The 17,175-nt window shown below is 44.4% G+C and carries 13 protein-coding genes, 1 tRNA gene and 1 pseudogene; 8 read left to right on the forward strand and 7 right to left on the reverse strand.

Annotated elements, in window-relative coordinates; genetic code table 11:
* Nucleotides 1-62 precede the first annotated feature (62 nt).
* Entirely contained in the window at nucleotides 63-491 is a 429-nt protein-coding gene (locus tag QXH45_02050) for a hypothetical protein (GenBank protein ID MEM2078023.1), read from the forward strand.
* Between the two features lie 61 nt (nucleotides 492-552).
* On the opposite strand, the gene QXH45_02055 is transcribed toward QXH45_02050, so the two are convergent.
* Entirely contained in the window at nucleotides 553-1,152 is a 600-nt protein-coding gene (locus QXH45_02055; GenBank protein ID MEM2078024.1) for a UbiX family flavin prenyltransferase, read from the reverse strand.
* A gap of 116 nt (nucleotides 1,153-1,268) precedes the next feature.
* On the opposite strand from QXH45_02055, the gene QXH45_02060 reads away from it, so the two are divergent.
* The 4 genes from QXH45_02060 (at nucleotide 1,269) to QXH45_02075 (ending at nucleotide 4,038) form a co-directional block, all read left to right on the forward strand.
* Nucleotides 1,269-1,556, forward strand: coding sequence for a hypothetical protein (locus QXH45_02060; GenBank protein ID MEM2078025.1), 288 nt, complete (start codon nucleotides 1,269-1,271; stop codon nucleotides 1,554-1,556).
* On the forward strand, nucleotides 1,556-2,431 hold the full coding sequence (locus QXH45_02065) for a class II glutamine amidotransferase (protein MEM2078026.1): 876 nt from the start codon (nucleotides 1,556-1,558) through the stop codon (nucleotides 2,429-2,431). Before QXH45_02060 ends, QXH45_02065 begins: the two co-directional genes overlap by 1 nt.
* A gap of 31 nt (nucleotides 2,432-2,462) precedes the next feature.
* Nucleotides 2,463-3,575 carry an ATP-NAD kinase family protein gene (locus tag QXH45_02070; protein MEM2078027.1) on the forward strand — a complete coding sequence of 371 codons (1,113 nt, stop codon included), beginning with the start codon at nucleotides 2,463-2,465 and terminating at the stop codon, nucleotides 3,573-3,575.
* 64 nt (nucleotides 3,576-3,639) lie between these two features.
* On the forward strand, nucleotides 3,640-4,038 hold the full coding sequence (locus QXH45_02075) for a translation initiation factor IF-5A (protein ID MEM2078028.1): 399 nt from the start codon (nucleotides 3,640-3,642) through the stop codon (nucleotides 4,036-4,038).
* Nucleotides 4,039-4,097: 59 nt separating this feature from the next.
* Here the strand turns inward: QXH45_02075 and QXH45_02080 are convergent, their stop codons facing one another.
* From QXH45_02080 to QXH45_02095, 4 genes are read right to left on the reverse strand one after another with little or no spacing between them, the layout of a single operon-like run.
* Nucleotides 4,098-4,424: a hypothetical protein gene (locus QXH45_02080; GenBank protein MEM2078029.1), complete on the reverse strand. Its 327-nt coding sequence runs from the start codon at nucleotides 4,422-4,424 to the stop codon at nucleotides 4,098-4,100.
* On the reverse strand, nucleotides 4,399-5,334 hold the full coding sequence (locus QXH45_02085) for a carbon-nitrogen hydrolase family protein (GenBank protein ID MEM2078030.1): 936 nt from the start codon (nucleotides 5,332-5,334) through the stop codon (nucleotides 4,399-4,401). The genes QXH45_02080 and QXH45_02085 overlap by 26 nt, the downstream gene beginning before the upstream one ends.
* Nucleotides 5,335-5,339: 5 nt before the next feature.
* Nucleotides 5,340-9,221: a reverse gyrase gene (gene rgy / locus QXH45_02090; GenBank protein ID MEM2078031.1), complete on the reverse strand. Its 3,882-nt coding sequence runs from the start codon at nucleotides 9,219-9,221 to the stop codon at nucleotides 5,340-5,342.
* Nucleotides 9,222-9,267: 46 nt separating this feature from the next.
* On the reverse strand, nucleotides 9,268-10,017 hold the full coding sequence (locus tag QXH45_02095) for a KaiC domain-containing protein (GenBank protein ID MEM2078032.1): 750 nt from the start codon (nucleotides 10,015-10,017) through the stop codon (nucleotides 9,268-9,270).
* 75 nt (nucleotides 10,018-10,092) lie between these two features.
* Between QXH45_02095 and QXH45_02100 the strand changes: the two genes are divergently transcribed.
* Nucleotides 10,093-12,327 (forward strand): CDC48 family AAA ATPase, encoded by a 2,235-nt coding sequence (locus QXH45_02100; protein ID MEM2078033.1) that lies wholly within the window; start codon nucleotides 10,093-10,095, stop codon nucleotides 12,325-12,327.
* A gap of 23 nt (nucleotides 12,328-12,350) precedes the next feature.
* On the forward strand, nucleotides 12,351-14,759 hold the full coding sequence (locus QXH45_02105; GenBank protein MEM2078034.1) for a tRNA(Met) cytidine acetyltransferase TmcA: 2,409 nt from the start codon (nucleotides 12,351-12,353) through the stop codon (nucleotides 14,757-14,759).
* Nucleotides 14,760-14,928: 169 nt separating this feature from the next.
* On the opposite strand, the pseudogene QXH45_02110 reads toward QXH45_02105, so the two are convergent.
* Nucleotides 14,929-15,696, reverse strand: a pseudogene (locus tag QXH45_02110) (KaiC domain-containing protein).
* A gap of 75 nt (nucleotides 15,697-15,771) precedes the next feature.
* Between QXH45_02110 and QXH45_02115 the strand changes: the two are divergent.
* Entirely contained in the window at nucleotides 15,772-16,833 is a 1,062-nt protein-coding gene (locus QXH45_02115) for an L-threonylcarbamoyladenylate synthase (protein MEM2078035.1), read from the forward strand.
* A gap of 106 nt (nucleotides 16,834-16,939) precedes the next feature.
* Here QXH45_02115 and QXH45_02120 read toward each other — a convergent pair.
* A tRNA-Val gene (locus QXH45_02120) sits at nucleotides 16,940-17,014 on the reverse strand.
* Nucleotides 17,015-17,175: the final 161 nt, after the last annotated feature.

Raw genomic sequence — 17,175 nt, forward strand, 5'->3', positions numbered from 1 at the left:
TTGGAAATAACATAACAGCGGTAGAATCTAGGACTGAAACCGCTTAAAGAGGGGTATGCCATTTGAGTAGCCACCGTGGAGGCGAGAGGAGGGAAGGGCAATATTATAAGGGTCACTATAGGCCTCGCGAGGAGTATCCGAGACAACCGTATCGGAGGGATTTTGAAAACAAGGAGAGAGTCCTGCAACCCCAGCCTTTAGGAGACCGTTGCAATCCTTTGTGCCCATTCTTTCTGTGCAATAAGACAGCATTGTTCACTCTCAACAAGCCATTCCGTGGAAAATACATTAGAGTAGCATATTGTAGGCTGACCGGCGGCGAATGCATAGGTAGCGAGTGTCAGTATTCGGGATGTAAGATAAACGCTCTACTGCCAGATGGAAGGTGTGCTAAAGCATTAGAGAAAAAGACACGACATGTGAGCGATGATGAATTATTCAAGGAGCTTCAATCGATCGAGGATTATGATGTCTCTGATTTTGCTAGATGAGACTTTAAACGCTATCCTGTTGGGATCTCATTTCAAAGGATCTTCTAGTTTTTCAGCAATTCTATCGTTTCTCGTATTGAGGGAGACTCTTCCACTTCGCGTATAAACTGTGGTCAACCCCTAAAAGATCAAGAATTTTCCCCACAATAAAGTTAATTAAATCATCAATACTCTCTGGGCGGTGGTAGTAAGCTGGCGATGCTGGCATGATGATCGCACCGCTCATGCTCAGCTCATACATGTTCCGTAAGTCTATGGTGGAGAGGGGTGTTTCTCTTGGCACGATGATAAGTTTCCCCCTTAGTCTTAGTATCGACGACGCCACTCTTAACAACAGGTTTTCCTGAATACCGTTCGAAATCTTTGCTATCGTGTTGAGTGATGCTGGAACTATCACCATGTCCGTGTTTATGAGCCTGCTACTGCTAGCAAGGGGGGAGTCGATTTCAAACTCCGTGTAAACCTTGCTTATACTCGGAGTGTTATCGAGTAATTCTCCAAGTTTGATCCCTAACTCCTCCTCGGCAACCTTCTCAGCCGACTGTGTATATATCACGAATATTTCCGAGTATTTTTTCTTCAACAAGTCAACGCTTTCAATTAGTTTCAAACCATAGATTATGCCGCTGGCCCCTGTTAACCCTATGACGAGATTTGGCATGAGACATCAATCCTGCGCGGGTTCATCACTCAATCAGACCTTTCGAGCCCTATCATCTATGACTAATCTATAAGCATCCGAAAATATAAAATCATGAGTAGTGAGGTGTCGACGCTTTGATCACGCCTAAGGGGATCTCCGTTAAACTTTTAAATAAAATCCTGGAGGAACTCAATCAGAGGGGAATATACGCAGAAAGACACTCATACAGTATTAGAATGATGTTCAAGGGTAGATTCGTTGCAAGCCTCCACCTGTACCCTGGCTTTAATCAAGGCGTCCTAAGGGTTTATGGAGATAGTGAAGAGATAAATCAGTTCATTGTTAACGTAGTTGGGGAGTTGCTTAATAAGTATCTAAAGGAGTTAGAGCTGATCGTGGAGAGAAAACACCTTGTTTATTAGTGAGGACTTCATTAACTATCTCGGTGAAGGATATGTGCAGAATTCTCACCGGATGGCTTAAGACCGGGGACTTCGAGTCCCTAAGAATTATCCTTGACTCTTTCATCAAGGGTAGCGAGCACGATGGGTATCTTGAAAAGGCGAGTGGGGGTAGGTATTCATCACACGATGATGGATGGGGTATCGCGGCGGTCGGTTTAGCCGGGGGGAAGCCCAGCGTTGTCTATCACAAAATGCTTAACCCGATTTTCGATGCTGACAGCATTAAGATGATCAACCTCATAGAAGCCAGACTGAAGCGTTATGATGAAGTAGCCTTCATCGTTCACTCGCGTAAGTCTTCGAGGTTTGAGCCTTATGGCGGGGATTACCTTCACCCATTTATTCGGCTATTCGAGAATGGAGCCGGATGGTTTGCGCACAATGGGGGAGTAGACAAGGTTAGAATAGCTGGCATGCTGGGAGTTCATCCATGGACTAGGGTGGACTCGGAGCTCTTAGCCTATTATCTAATGAATAGTGTCGAAGAATGCTTACTCGAGGAAAAGGATGTTGACAGATGCGTAATCAAGTCTTACGAATCATCCCTTGACTACGTACCTCCGTGTAGCGGCTTGAATACGGGATTACTTCTATTGCTTGGAGATAAACCATATCTATACACGACTCATTTCATTGGGAGACCTTGTGAGAACCAGTCTTTGATTGACTACTTCAGGATGCTTTTACTACAAGTTGGAGAATCCTGGGTCGCCGCATCCATCACTCTTGCAGACTACCTGCCTCAGCACGCAATGATCGCCAAGACGATAATTGTTGATCCAGGTCTATATAAGTTGTCCAGCGAGGGATGGACTAGACTGGTGAAATATTAGTCTGATAAGGGGATTAAGAGGATAAAGTCCCATGAAAACCTTCTCCATAGGGTTCATAGTGAACCCTATTGCAGGAATGGGAGGTAGAGTCGGGTTAAAAGGAACAGACGGCAATGCATACAAGCTCGCTGTAGCGAGAGGCGCTCAGCCCGAATCACCCTACAGAGCCCTCTTATTCCTCAACAAGATAACATGTAACAATTTTCAAATAATTTCAGCCCCGGGGATAATGGGGGCTGAGGAAGTCCTTCAAAGTAGGCATAGGGATAAGCTGAGGAAAGTCGTAGGAGATATCGGCGATGAGACCACAGCAGAGGATACGCGTAGAATAGCCAGGCTCATAGTTAGCGAAGGAGTGGATATCCTAGTTTTCGTTGGAGGTGATGGAACGGCAAGAGACATTTTAGATAGTGTAAATCAATCAGTCCCTGTCCTAGGAGTTCCCAGCGGCGTTAAAATGTATAGTAGCGTATTCGCGGTCACCCCAGTGGTAGCGGCAAACCTTCTCGACTCTTTCTTGAGAGGCGAGGCCAGCGTGGTTGAAAGGGAGGTCTTGGACATTGATGAAGATGCCTTCCGCAGGGATGAGCTTATCATCAGGTTATATGGTTACTTGAAGACGATTTTTCACCAGGGTATGACTCAGGGCGGTAAGACTTTGTATTCTAGCCTCGACGACGAGGAGAATAAGAAAGCCATTGCGGAATTCTTAATCGAAAACTTAATGGATGATGTCGTGTATGTTTTAGGGCCAGGTTCCACGGTGAAGGCGATATCTAAGGCGTTAGGTATAGATTACACTTTGCTAGGAGTAGACGTTGTATTGAATAGAAAGTTGATAATCAAAGATGCGTGGGAAAAGCACTTGTTAGATTTGCTTAACAAATACGGTAAAGTGAAAGTTATTGTTACACCCATCGGAGGTCAAGGCTTCATATTCGGGAGGGGCAACCAGCAGTTTTCTCCACGGTTCCTAAAACATCTAGATAAGGAGGACATTATAATTGTATCAACAGAGTCGAAGGTGAGAGAGTTAAAACATCTTCGAGTCGATACTGGCGATCCCATGGTTGATGAAAAGCTGAAGGGATTCTACAAGGTTATAGTAGACTACAACAGGTATATTGTTATGAAAGCAATTTGATGAAAACCTTTTAATAATCATAAATCAATAATATCCAAGGATTACACTGTTCGGTGAGCGAAGGATGAGCAAGAACTATGAAACCCTTGGGAACTTGAAACCGGGTAGTTTTATTATCATCGATAATGAACCGTGCAGGATTGTCGAGATTTCAAAGGCGAAAACGGGAAAACATGGAAGCGCAAAGGCTAACGTAGTAGCAATCAGCCTTTTCACCGGTAACAAGAAAACACTCGTTGCGCCCGCAGACTCTCAAGTAGAAGTCCCAATAATTGATAAAAGAGTGGGACAGATTATCGCCGACATGGGAGATATGTTTCAATTGATGGACATGGAGAGTTTTGAAACATTTGAAATTGAAAAATCCTCTATTGAGGAAGAATTACGTGGTAAATTAAAACAAGGAAGCGAAGTAGAATATTGGATCGTAATGGGCAAGAGGTTAATAGTGAGGCTCAGGTAGTCGTAGAAAAGTTGTTATGATATTAATAGATATCGATTCGGTCAGTCGATAGAGTTTTTCTATCTAAGATCGGGGATGAATCCCGGCCTTTCAGCTAGGCTAATAATGGGTATTGAGACACCTGGCTTTGGCTGTTTCGTGAATTCGAATTTTTCATCGCTTGTTGAGACTACGACGTAATTAGCTTCGCTCAATCCAGGATATTCCGTAGGATCTAATATGAAATAGTAGAATAACGGTATTCCATAATACTTGTAGTAGTCCCTGAAGACGCCTAGGATTCCCAAGACGATCTTCCCTTCTTCTCTGAACTTAACGATGTATGTCAGTGCTTGCGGGCTAATTGTCGAGACCGCTAATCTAATCAAATCGTTCAGTGAACTCACTCTTACTGGGAGCACCTTCTCTTCCATATTCCCACTCAAGCTTTAACAAATCTCTAAGGAAGCTAAATAATCTGTGCCTATACGAGTTTTTACCATCATTATAAGCTTTATGTGGCTCTTCTTTTAGGATGATAAGGGATGGAGTAGCTTCATCGTGCATCCAAACTAACTCTCCTTTTGAAATAATTACTGAAGGAGTCGCATGGATTACGTTTTCTTCACTGTTGATTACGAATCCGCCTGGAACGATTACTTTTTGGTCGAACACGTAGGATAATGCTTTGGCAACTTCTACGATTTTCTCAAAAGGACTGGGGAATGTTGAAGTCGAAAATATAATGGTTGAAGCCCCGAGAATTGAAAATCCTCTCATTAATTCTGGAGTTAGTATCTCATTCTCGTGCAATACGCCGCATGAGCAGGTGTTTAACTTAAATACGGATAATCTCTTGCCTGGGCTAAAACCAATCTTCTCCTCCAGCGGGCTTAGGAATATTTTCCTTTGGGCTATGGGGTACTCTCCTTCAGAGTCAGAAGAGTATAAGAGTGTTGAATGATAAATACTGTGCCCAGAGACTTCAACTATGCTAGGAAGGATGATATTGACTCCATATACGTTTGAAGCGGATTTGAACAATTTTTGCACTACGTGAGTTTTAGGAATCCCGAAGCGTTTCTTGACTTCCAGCTTGTTCAACAATGCTAAGCCTTGGAAAGAGGTGAGAGGTCCATATGGAAGCGAGTGGGGGAAGATTATAGTTTTTACATTAAGTTCGCTTGCATAAAACACGAGTCTTCTAGCTAGATCAATGTTACGAGTGAAATTTTCAACCATCACTGGAATATGTGCTATAGCCATCTTAGAGAAAGAGGCATCCTCGGCTTCTATTACTTGAAAGTCCGTGTTCAATCGGCTCACGCCCCTTTCCTGCAAATCTCAGCGTATTGTTTTTCAAGCTCATTGTTTATGGGGTTCTCAAGAATTTTATCGCGGAGTTCTCTATGCAGTCTTCCGAGAACATCTTGATAAGCAGTTTTCCCCTCTTCAATCTCTTTCATGTCTTTTTCTAGTTTTCTAGTGGTTTCAACACTGACTACGTCCCCGAAGTTTTTGACGAGAAAATCATGGATTAAAATCCCTCTTTCGGTTGGCCTCAGTGCCTTTAGTTTCTTCGTAGCCTCAACGTACCTCCTGTCGAGGAGAGTCTGAATTACTTTGGCATAAGTGCTCGGCCTACCGATACCTTGCTCTTTCATCCATCTAATTACATCGTGGTAACGAGCTAGAGGCGGCTTTACTTCAATAATTTCTTTAATAGTTCCAATGCCCTCTGTAACAGGGGTCTCGATTCTAATATAAGAGTATGTGTCGAGAAAACCGTTCTCGATGATTTCAATGTATCTTTCGATCAATGCTTCTACACCATTGAGTTCCACGCTAAGTATTTGTTTCCGTACAACAGCAGGCTTCATCTGACTCGCTATGAAACGCCTGAAGATTAAATCGTATACGAGAAAATGTTGCTTAGTAAACCTACCAGTTAAGACGATAACCCCCTCCCTGACGAGCTCCATTAACCTGTCTGCATCAATCGGTCTAGTAGGACGAATCGCCTCGTGCGCACCGCCTGCTCCCCATGTCCTCGGATTAAAAAACCTCTCGAAACCCGTACCGTACTTTTCCTCTAAGTATTGGCGAGCTATTAGAACCCCAGCTTCGCTCACCCTTGTGCTATCTGTTCTGTGGTAAGTTATCAAACCCATCTCGAACAGATCCTGTGCTATTTCCATGGTCCTGGTGGTTGTTAAACCCAGGGTTTTAGAAGCCTCCTCCAGCAAGCTGTCAGTAGTGAATGGTGGTAGCGGATTCACCGTTTCCGGCACCTCATCAACAACTCTTACTCGTATTGAAGGGAATTCCTTATTCCTTTTTCTTCTGAGATTAGGGTCTTCGAGAAAGATTGATATGCCTGAATTAACTGCTTGATCCCTATTTAAGGTGAAGGCCAGTTCGACCCCATCCTTCTCTAAAACTACTTTGTACTTGAACAACTCCTTCCTGCTTTTTTCGAAATATCTCTCTATAACATACCCGAGAACTGGTGTTTGAACCCTACCAGCGCTTAAATTCCTATTTTCTATGCAACAATCAAAGCCTTTATCCCTGAGGTGTTTTATGCAATAAGATAACCATCCATATTTTTGAACTTTCTCCGATAGCGAGAAGCCGATCCACCTGTCCTCAACTCTTCTAACAATCTGTGCCCCGACTAACCGTGTATCAAATGGTCTCGGATTTCTTATAGCATCTAGAATGGCCTTACGAGTTACTTCGTGAAACTCTATTCTTCTGATCTCCCTAGCGTATGGTTCTAAAAGAACTCTCAGATCCCACCCTATTTTTTCTCCCTCAGCGTCTGGATCGGTACCTATTAAAACCACGTCTACCTCCCTAGCTAGCTCTTTCAAAGCTCTCAATACGTCTAATTTTCTATTGATAATTCCTAATCCGCACCTTGGGCACGCATTCACTTCGTCAACAAATTGATGGCCGTTTCCACACCTTTTAATGTCAGTGTACACTGGAACATAAATAGAGTCGAATGCTTTTACGCCGTAGTTTTCATTAATATCGGTAACAAGGTCGTAGACGTGTCCACCGCTCGCAATAATCGTTAAAACATAATCACCTATCGTGACCTCATATGCTTGGAGATTTTTTCCGAGAACTCTAACACTTGGCTTCCCGAAAAAGTTCGCAATCGTCTTCGCTTTATTGGGTGATTCGACGATTAGAAGAGCTGATTTTATCAAATCAACCGTACCAGAGATCCGGTGTTCTCCACGTAGGATTTTCCCTACCATTCTTCTTTCTTCACTAATTTCTTCTGCGATTTTGGCAAAATCTAGTTCTTCAAGTTTTGATATAGATAATCCTTCGAAAATCCATCTCAACCTTCTATTAAGGCCGTTCAACAACCTTCTATCATCAACTATTATTATGGACAATCCCTTCGTAATGCCGCCGGGGTAAAGCCTCGAAGACCTTCCACTGGCTTGAATATAAGTGGCTATGTCTGGTATCAGTAAATACTGTCTATTATTCTCCTTGATAAACCCAATGTCTTCGAGTTTTGAAAGTTTTTCCCACGTCTCCTCCTTATTTAACAGATCACGGGCTATCTCATATGCTTTGAGAAGATCCCTTAGCAACGGTGTCTCCTCTACGGGCTCGCCTTTTATTTTTTTACTGAAATCTTCTCTTAGTCTGAATAAAGCTCCTTGGCTCAGCCTCCTAAGCCTGCTTGCCAGCCTCCCTATCAGCACCTCAACATCTCTTCTAGCTTCTTCGGGAAATACCTCCCGCAATGTTCCGAGTATCTTGACTAAATCCCTCGGGTGAATCTCCTCTAGAGAGGTGCTTATCTTATGTCTGGGGACCCCTAAGAAAACCACATATTTAACCCTTTCGGGCAGGTCAACTCCTCTAACCATCACCCCATAGTAAGTTGCCACTCCTACTAGACATTTGAGCTTCCCCGAAGCGAAATCGTTCAAAACCTCGGCACTTTTCCTAGCATGGAATGATTCGCATTCGAAACCAGCGTCGCGAAGCTTCTCCGCCACTTTCTCGGCATACTCTATTCCTTTGTCTATGGGTACGAACACAAGGAAACCGTCTTTCAAAACCTCAGCAATATTGATCAGAGACCTCTCGACATCCTCGGTTTCGACATAAGCATCTATTATATTTCTGATAGCCTCTGGTTTTGAACCAGCTTCAAAATCAAGGAAGACTTTAAACAGCTTGGGATATATTCCCCTCGGCCTCCCAGTGGCGCTGTTAACGACTAACGTGGTATTTATCCTAGATTTAATCTCCTCTATTTTTCTTGACAACACCTCTATTTCATTGATTATAGTGGGTTTTTCCTCGCTTGAAGCATATGCTAGTTTTTGGCGAAGCTTGATGAGGTTCAACCCGTCATCAATGGCCCCCTCAGGCACCCCTACGAGAGCGAGCACCCTTCTAACAGCTCTCCCGCTCTTAAGGACTGCGTCAACATCATCCATGATTATAAGACTGAAACCCTTATCCTTTAAGAAGTCAAAATACTTGTGAAAGAAAGCATTTGTCGACAGTAAAATGTCGAAATCACCATTTGTTAAACGCTGAATCAATGCATCCCGAAGTTCTTTCTTCAATTTCCCGTGTGGAACAAGGATTCTTATGCAGTTGTCGGCAGATTCTTCACTACATATATTCAAACCAACGTTGCTAGCGAAAAACCTCAGTTTCGACTCTGCTTGATAAAGAATAGGTAATGTAGGAAAGACCAGGTAGATGCGTCTGCTCTCCCCGTTTTCCTTTGCCTTGACCGTTAAGTACAAAGACATTATTATGGAGAAAACGGTTTTCCCCGTACCGGTTGGGGCAATTATGCTAAAAGATCTCTTCTTGAAGATTCTTCTCGCCCAACTTCTTTGCGCACTCCATAGAGTGTTTCCATTTGTTGCTTTTTCAAAAAACCTTTCAAAATCTTCCAGAGTCTTCTCCTCGCGGATTATCTCTGTTAATCCTAACGGTTCTTGCAGTTTTTCGTAGTAGGCTTCTATTACATCGCCGTAGCTATGTGTTTTTTTCTTACGGAGTTTCCTTAAGACCTTTTTGAAAGCAGTTTCATCTAAACACTTCTCACATGGAGCTTTATGCAAAAGCCTATAATCGCTTATTTCCCTCCCACAGTTAGGGCATGCGTGGCGGTAAATTCCATAAGGATGCTGTAAATCGCTCATGAACAATCATTCCATGTTAAAAACCACGCTGGAGAGGTTTTAAATCTTATTCTGAAACTAAGTAGTACCTCTTTGTCTTTAAGACTCTATCGGGGTATACAACAACTCCTTTATCTGTTATCTCGAAAATATGTCGCTTCATACTGTGTGCTGTCCCCCTCATCTTCCAAATTATCATGCTTCTAACTAGTTCTCCATCCACTTCATCAAGATCTAGCCTGACAATGCCGTCTGCCGCGTGTTCAACGCCCGGACCACCGAAACCCCTTTCAGTAACTGATACTTGCGACACCAGGATCGCTGTTGTCCCCATTCCTGATAGAACTTTTTTCAATTGCAAAACTACTGATCTAGCCACTGCCGGCTTGGTAAGATATAGCGTTGATACACTGTCAACGACGACTCTGGCAGCGTTTACTTCTTTAACAGCCGTCCTCAACACGTCAATAAGCTCGTTCACATCATCTGGGTCCTTCACCACATATTTTTCCCTTTTAGCCGCCTCCCCCACACCCCCTGTAAAGGCATCAATGATCGCAAACCTCCCCTCAGCTTCGAACTGTTTTACATCCCAGCCAAACTGCTTCATGTTAACTCTGACTTGAACGGGGTGTTCTTCAAGCGAGACGTATATACCATTTTCTCCCAATTGTAGACCATTCCAGAGATACTGTGTTGCCAATATTGATTTGCCCGTTCCAGGACCCCCGCTGAGCAGAACGACATTTCTCTTAGGTATTCCTCCGCCTAAAACCGTGTCAAAACCGGGGATTCCAGTTTTAACTCTCTCAACCATGGACATCATCATTGATAATATTATTGATGACTGTATTTAAGTATTGACAAAAATAGTAGAATATTGGTGTCATTAATGCCGACTCAGGGGAGGAGTGATAAGGAGATTCGGTTAAGAGTTGGTGAAGCGAGACAAAGGGATGTCGGGAGGAAGATCGCTAGAGTAGATACCTCAGTGATGAAGGCTTTGGGGCTTAGCGTAGGGGATTTCATAGAGGTGATAGGTCCTAAGGGTAGTGAGGTGTTGAAGGTTTGGAGAGCTTACCCTGAAGATGAGGGAGCCGAGTTAATTAGGATTGATGGATATGCAAGGAAAACCATAGGTGTTTCTCCAGGGGATTACGTAAAGGTTAAACCTGTAAAAGTCGAACCAGCCTCTAAGATTGTTCTTGCGCCTGTTGGTAGACTTCCAATAATGGGTGATTTATCGGAGTATATCAAGGACAGCAAGATTGGAGAACCAGTTAGAAGAGGGGAAATTGTCGAAATACCTATCTTTGGAATGACTGTAAGGTTCGTTGTAGTAAGTACTCAACCGGCTCCTATAGTCTATGTAACGGAGAAGACGTATGTTGAAGTGAAAGAGGAGCCGGTTAGACCTGAGGCGATAGCCGAGGGAGTGCCCAAGATTACTTGGGAAGATATTGGTGACTTAGAAGAGGCTAAGCAGAAGATTAGGGAAATAGTTGAACTCCCCCTTAAGAATCCCGAATTGTTTGAGCACCTGGGTATAGAGCCTCCGAAAGGAATACTGCTCTATGGTCCACCTGGGACTGGTAAGACACTCCTCGCCAAGGCTCTTGCGAACGAGATAGGGGCTTACTTTGTAACTATTAATGGACCGGAGATAATGAGCAAGTTTTATGGAGAGTCCGAGGAGAGGTTGAGAAAGATCTTCGAGGAGGCTCAAGCTAATGCTCCATCAGTGATATTCATTGACGAGATCGATAGCATTGCGCCAAAGAGGGAAGAAGTAACTGGCGAGGTAGAGAAAAGAGTTGTCGCTCAGCTTTTGACCCTGATGGATGGTTTGAAGGAAAGGGGTAGGGTCATCGTCATAGGTGCTACTAATAGACCAGAAGCCTTGGATCCGGCTTTACGGAGGCCTGGGAGGTTTGACAGGGAGATAGAAATCCCACCCCCGGATAAGAAGGCCCGGAGAGAGATCCTTGCGGTTCATACTAGGAACATGCCTTTAAGCGAAGATGTGGATTTGGACAAGATCGCTGAGATAACGCACGGGTACACTGGCGCGGATATAGCTGCGCTTGCCAAGGAAGCTGCAATCAGCGCGTTGAGAAGATTCATGCAGACGGAGGGGGTAGAGATCGGTCAACCGATTCCCGCGGATAAACTCTCTAAACTTAAAGTCACAATGAACGACTTCATAACCGCCATGAGAAATGTGCAACCATCTTTGATTAGAGAAGTATTCGTGGAAGTACCTGAGGTTAGATGGAGCGATATAGGAGGATTGGAGCAGGCAAAGCAAGAGTTGAGGGAAGCCGTAGAATGGCCTATGAAGTACCCTGCAGTATTTGAGAAAATGGGGATTGAACCTCCGAGAGGCGTATTACTGTTTGGTCCGCCAGGTACTGGTAAAACACTATTAGCTAAGGCCGTCGCCACGGAGAGCGGGGCAAACTTCATCACTATAAGGGGGCCAGAGGTTTTAAGCAAGTGGGTTGGAGAATCTGAAAAAGCCATCAGACAGGTGTTCAGGAGAGCTAAAATGGTCTCTCCTTCCGTTATATTCTTTGATGAAATAGATTCCATAGCGGGCCTGAGAGGTACGGATCCGAGCGGCGTTACGGATAGAATCGTCAATCAGCTTCTAACGGAGATGGACGGCATACAGCCACTTAGGAAAGTAGTAGTGATCGCTGCCACAAACCGGCCCGATCTTCTAGACCCCGCACTGCTTCGACCAGGGAGGTTCGATAGGCTTGTTTACGTCCCTCCACCAGACCTAAGCGCCCGGGTTGAGATATTCAGAGTTCACACCAGAAAGACCCCGCTGGCCGATGATGTTAACCTAGAAGAATTAGCGAGAAAAACCGAGGGCTATACTGGCGCGGACATTGCTGCCGTTTGTAGAGAAGCAGCCATGATGGCTATAAGAGAATCGCTAGCCAGCAGCGACAAGCCATCGGTGAAGAAAGTTGAAATGAGGCATTTCATAGAAGCTTTGAAGAAGGTGCCGCCATCTCTATCTAGAGAAGACATCGAGATGTATGAGAAATTGGCTAGGGAATTGAAGAGAGTTAGCGGTAGTGGACCCGTGAGAAGAGTTTCCCTTCCATACGGCTAGAGTCCTTCTAAAGGTGTCGTTTATTGCCTGAGAAAATACCTGCATCTTTTTTAAAAGTGCTTACCAGTCATGGAAGGATAGTAAAGATCCTCGTCGAAAACCGTGTGAGAGTGCTATACGTTCTCAGTGGGAAAAATCCTGAAAAAATGGCCGTCATAACTGCGAGGCTTATACAATATCATTCTAAGCAGTGGAAAAAACTAGCTGATAAAGAGTTAACTGGGTTATACATTTATCACGACGAGTTTCCAGATGCGGAGACGATGAGAAAAATCTTTGCGGAGTTAATGGAGGATTTCAAACCGGTAAAATTTCAATTCAGTGTTTACGAGAAAAGCGAGAAGTTCTTGGGAATGACTTTCAGTTTCCTAGTGATGGATTTAACTAAGGATCTGAAGCCCAACGATCTTGGAAGGTTAGTGGGCATCGTTGAAGGAGGCGGGCTGATAGTACTTCTAGCGCCTCCATGGCAGGGCTGGGAAGAGATGAAGACTATTTTTAAAGTAGGATTAACAACTCCTCAGTATCCGGAGCCTAGGCATGTATTTATTTCTTGGTTTAAAAAGCAGTTACTCAAGCACGGTGGGGTATGTATCTACGATGTTGATAACAACAAGCTAATTAAAAAACTAGACGTTAAAATAGATTCGCCGGCGGAGAGAGGGAAAATTCAGATACCCTCCGAGACCTTGTTTCCGAGAATTATCTACGAACACGCTCTAACTCAGGATCAAGTGAATGTGATAAAACTGATGGAAGCATTATATGAGAAGCCGAAGAAGAATGAGAAAACAGTCATTATTTTAACAGCTGATAGGGGAAGGGGAAAGAGCTGTTCTATTGGAATAGGAATAGTCGGCCTTATTCATTTATTACGGAAGGTTAAACCAAAGCCGAGGGTATTGATCACTGCTCCTGAAGCGAGCAACGTTCAATCGCTAATAATGCTCGCAAAGAAGGTTCTTGACTCCATGGGTTACAAGTATGATGAGATTAAGCGGGATGGCAACATAATCGAGTTGAGAAGCGATAAATTCAGCATTGAGTATTGGGAGCCTGTAAATATCCCCAAAATACGTGGAGACATTGTCATAGTCGATGAGGCTGCAGGAATTCACGTTCCAATGTTGCACAAAATATGGGAGGCGCATGACAGGCTGGTCTTCTCCTCGACTATTCATGGCTACGAGGGAGCCGGCAGAGGATTCACTATTAGGTTCTTGAAGAAGATAAGAAGCGATCCTAACACAAAGCTTATCGAGTACGAAATGGTCGAGCCGATTCGGTATGGGAACAACGACCCAGTTGAAAGATGGCAGTACGATACTTTGTTACTTGATGCCGAGCCCGCGGAGCTCACTGCCGAGGATCTTAGTGCAATAGAACGCGGCAACTTGGTTTACGTCAAATATGATGCAAAGGAGTTGTTTGAGAATGAAAAAGAGCTTCGAGAGCTTTTCGGCATATACGTTCTAGCCCACTATCGTAACGAGCCAGATGATTTGGGAATGATCGCTGACGCCCCCCACCACTTGATTAGAGCAATTAAAACTAAAACAGGTAAGATAGTGTGCGCCATTCAACTGGCTGAGGAGGGACCCGTGGATGATGCCACTGCCTCGGAATTGTTGAAGGGTTCGAAAATACCTGGAAACATAATTCCTGATAGATTTCTTAAACACTTGAGAATGATAGATTTCGCGAGAACAAGAGGGTGGAGAATAGTCAGAATTGCAACACACCCCAGTGTTCAGGGAAAAGGTATTGGTTCTTGGGGGCTTAGAGAACTGGTAGCAGAGGCGGAACGGATCGGGTTAGACTGGGTTGGCTCAGGGTTTGGTGTGAGCGAGGAGCTTCTCAGGTTCTGGATTAAAAACGGGTTCATCCCTCTACACATAAGCCCCGATAGAAACCCTGTGAGCGGAGAATACACGGTTTTGGTATTGAAACCGTTATCGAAAAATGTGGAGAGACTGGTCCTTCATGCAAGGGAAGAGTTCAAATGGAAGTTGGTTAACAGCTTGCCCGTTAACTATAGGGAGATGGAGCCCGAGATCGCTTATTTGTTCCTAAATAGTGAGCCATTTTACAATATTGATCTTAAGACGCTTTTCACACCGATACAGTTGGATAGACTGTGGACATATTGCCTCGGCCCAATGACTTTCGAAGCCGCTGCGGACTTAATGTTCCTCTTAGGCAGAAATCATTGGTTCATCCCGCCGGAAAAAAGGCCTAAACTGAATAGACTAATGGAGCTTCTCTTGATCGTTAAAACTCTCCAGGGAGCTTCGTGGGATGAAGCATCAGTCTTGTTAAAGACCAGTCCTAAACATCTTCAAAAAGAGGCTCATGAGATAGCTTGCATCTACTTCACCTATATCACGAACGTTAGAAAAGAAGATTATCGCCCAGGAGTTAGAATAGACTGAAGTTTAATGATGAAGTAGTTTTAAAACCGCATGGTTGATCTGGTTCTAAAATCGCCCTCGAGGAACTAGAGGATGGTCACGACGCGTTCCCTGAAGGGTTTTTACCTTCCCTCCATTGAACATCCTTCAAGACCTTACTCACAGAAGCGGTTTCCACTGTATGAGCAACTCAGTAGTGGAGTTCCCCATCGTAATAGTATGGTGAGGGACTCAATTTTCTTAAACTTTCCCCAGAGACTTCGACAGGACTTAATACAACAATGCCTTCCCCATCTCGTATATCTATTTCAAAAACTCTCCTATCATGGTTCGTCTGCCTCATTTTCTCTACTAGGATGAGCCTCCTCAGAATTCCGTTAATGATGGCCTTTCTAAACCGAAGTATCCCATCCGCAACATGCTCGATGCCAAATCCGAAGCCTAAGGCCGATGATACAGCGTATTGTGCAGTAGCCACTATTGTCAGGTCCCATTTAGCTAGCGCTCGTTTCAACATGTAACTATATTTTCGAGCCATCACAGGCTTATCCAGCCAGAAAGCACTCATCGAATCTATTACGAGCCTCGCATGACCTGGCCCGAGGTATTTCTTAGCTTCTATTATCTTGGAGACCAGTTCCTCTATATCCAGGTCCTTTATGCTCCACACATCTCCATACTCCCACATTAGGGCATCTATGACGACTAATTCTCCCCTCATCAGAGGCTCCTTGAAATCGAAACCAAGTCTCTCTGCCTGCAGTATAATACTGTCCCTAGATTCTTCCGTGGTTACATAGATGCATTTCTCGCCGAGCTCCAAACCTTTAGCTACAAATTGTATTGAGAAGATGGTTTTTCCAGTACCAGGCTCCCCCACGGCAGCAATGGTAAAACCCTTTGGAATGCCCCCTTCCAACAGCTCGTCGAGCCCTTTGACACCAGTCGATAGTCTCTCCGTTCTTGCTCACCCCAGTTAAATAGTTTCCTTAACACATTATTATTGTTAAACGGGGGCTCTGCATTGACGATAGTGTTTAAGCTGAGAATAGGATCTCCGGATTCATTCGCAATAGAGTATGCAGCAAACGTATTGAAAAAGGAAGGTCTCGTGGCCTTCCCCACGGAAACCGTGTATGGGTTGGGAGGAATAGTGTGGAGTGAGCGCGCAGTAAGAAGGATTTTCGAAGTGAAAGGTCGTCCAAGCGACAATCCACTCATAGTTCACATATCTTCAATGGAGATGCTTGAAAGAGTTGCTTCAAGAATTCCCGAAGAAGCATATATGCTGATAAAGAAGACATGGCCCGGACCTTTGACACTAATCCTGCATAAGAGCTCTGAGATTCCGAGGATCGTAACGGGAGGGCTTGAGACTGTTGCTGTTAGAATGCCTTCTCATCCGGTTGCACTAGAACTAATCAATCAAACCAACGAACCGGTAGCGGCCCCAAGCGCTAATTTATCTGGGAGACCCAGCCCCACGAGCGGTAGACACGTGGTCAATGATTTACTCGGGAGGATTGAAGTGATCCTTGATGCTGGTGAAACCCTATACGGGATTGAATCAACCGTTGTCAACATCGTCACAGACCCCCCGGTGCTTCTACGTCCCGGGGCGGTTCCCGTAGAAGAAATCGAGAAAATCCTGGGGAGGAGGATAGTTGTACCTGGTTTCGCTAGAGGGATGGAGGCCGTTGAAAAGGCTTTGTCTCCAGGCATGAAATATAGGCATTACGCTCCGGCGGCTAAAGTAGTCTTAATAGAGGCATCAAGCTATGAGAGAACGTGCCTCTCCAAATTAGCGGATATTGTGAGAGTTTTTATCGCCTCTAAGACCCTGGAGAAGCCATGTGTAGCTATACCGGTCGACTCCCTTGAAAACTATGAAAGGATCAGTGTTAAAATATTCACTATGGGGGATAGGAACAATATCTATGAAGTAGCTAAGAGCCTCTTCTCAGTACTGCGCGCAGCAGACGAGGAAAAGTGCGACCTACTCATCGTCGAAGGTATACCGGAAGAAGGGTTAGGATTGGCAGTTATGAATAGGTTGAGGAAAGCGGCCTCCGAGAGATTCATCGTAGAGTGTTGAACATTAGCACCACTTTAGGTAAAAGAAATTAATGATGCAGATCAACCTTCAGGAGTAGTATATAGTGGAATAACCCAGAATCTAAAGATCACTTAGATACTGCAAGTGGGCCCGCGGGGATTTGAACCCCGGTCCTCCGCCGTGTGAGGGCGGCGTCCATACCAGGCTAGACGACGGGCCCCTGAGACAGTTAAGTAATGGTTAAGTCTAATAAATTTTTCAAGCAAGATTTGTAATCCCGGTCATAGCAGTCAACGCTGCAGCACGTATATTATATTACCTCTTAGCGATCACGGGAACGCTCAAAGGAGGAAGAGTAAGTATGTTGGGGCTTATATGCTA

It is taken from the genome of Thermosphaera sp. (genome assembly GCA_038827615.1).
In the GTDB taxonomy this organism is placed as follows: Archaea; Thermoproteota; Thermoprotei_A; order Sulfolobales; family Desulfurococcaceae; genus Thermosphaera.

What these genes read in the sequence shown, in the direction of transcription:
- QXH45_02055 (MEM2078024.1), bottom strand. Translation starts at nt 1,152, where the DNA reads ATGCCAAATCTCGTCATAGGGTTAACAGGGGCCAGCGGCATAATCTAT.
- QXH45_02070 (MEM2078027.1), top strand. Translation starts at nt 2,463, where the DNA reads ATGAAAACCTTCTCCATAGGGTTCATAGTGAACCCTATTGCAGGAATG.
- QXH45_02075 (MEM2078028.1), top strand. Translation starts at nt 3,640, where the DNA reads ATGAGCAAGAACTATGAAACCCTTGGGAACTTGAAACCGGGTAGTTTT.
- rgy (MEM2078031.1), bottom strand. Translation starts at nt 9,221, where the DNA reads ATGAGCGATTTACAGCATCCTTATGGAATTTACCGCCACGCATGCCCT.
- QXH45_02095 (MEM2078032.1), bottom strand. Translation starts at nt 10,017, where the DNA reads ATGGTTGAGAGAGTTAAAACTGGAATCCCCGGTTTTGACACGGTTTTA.
- QXH45_02100 (MEM2078033.1), top strand. Translation starts at nt 10,093, where the DNA reads ATGCCGACTCAGGGGAGGAGTGATAAGGAGATTCGGTTAAGAGTTGGT.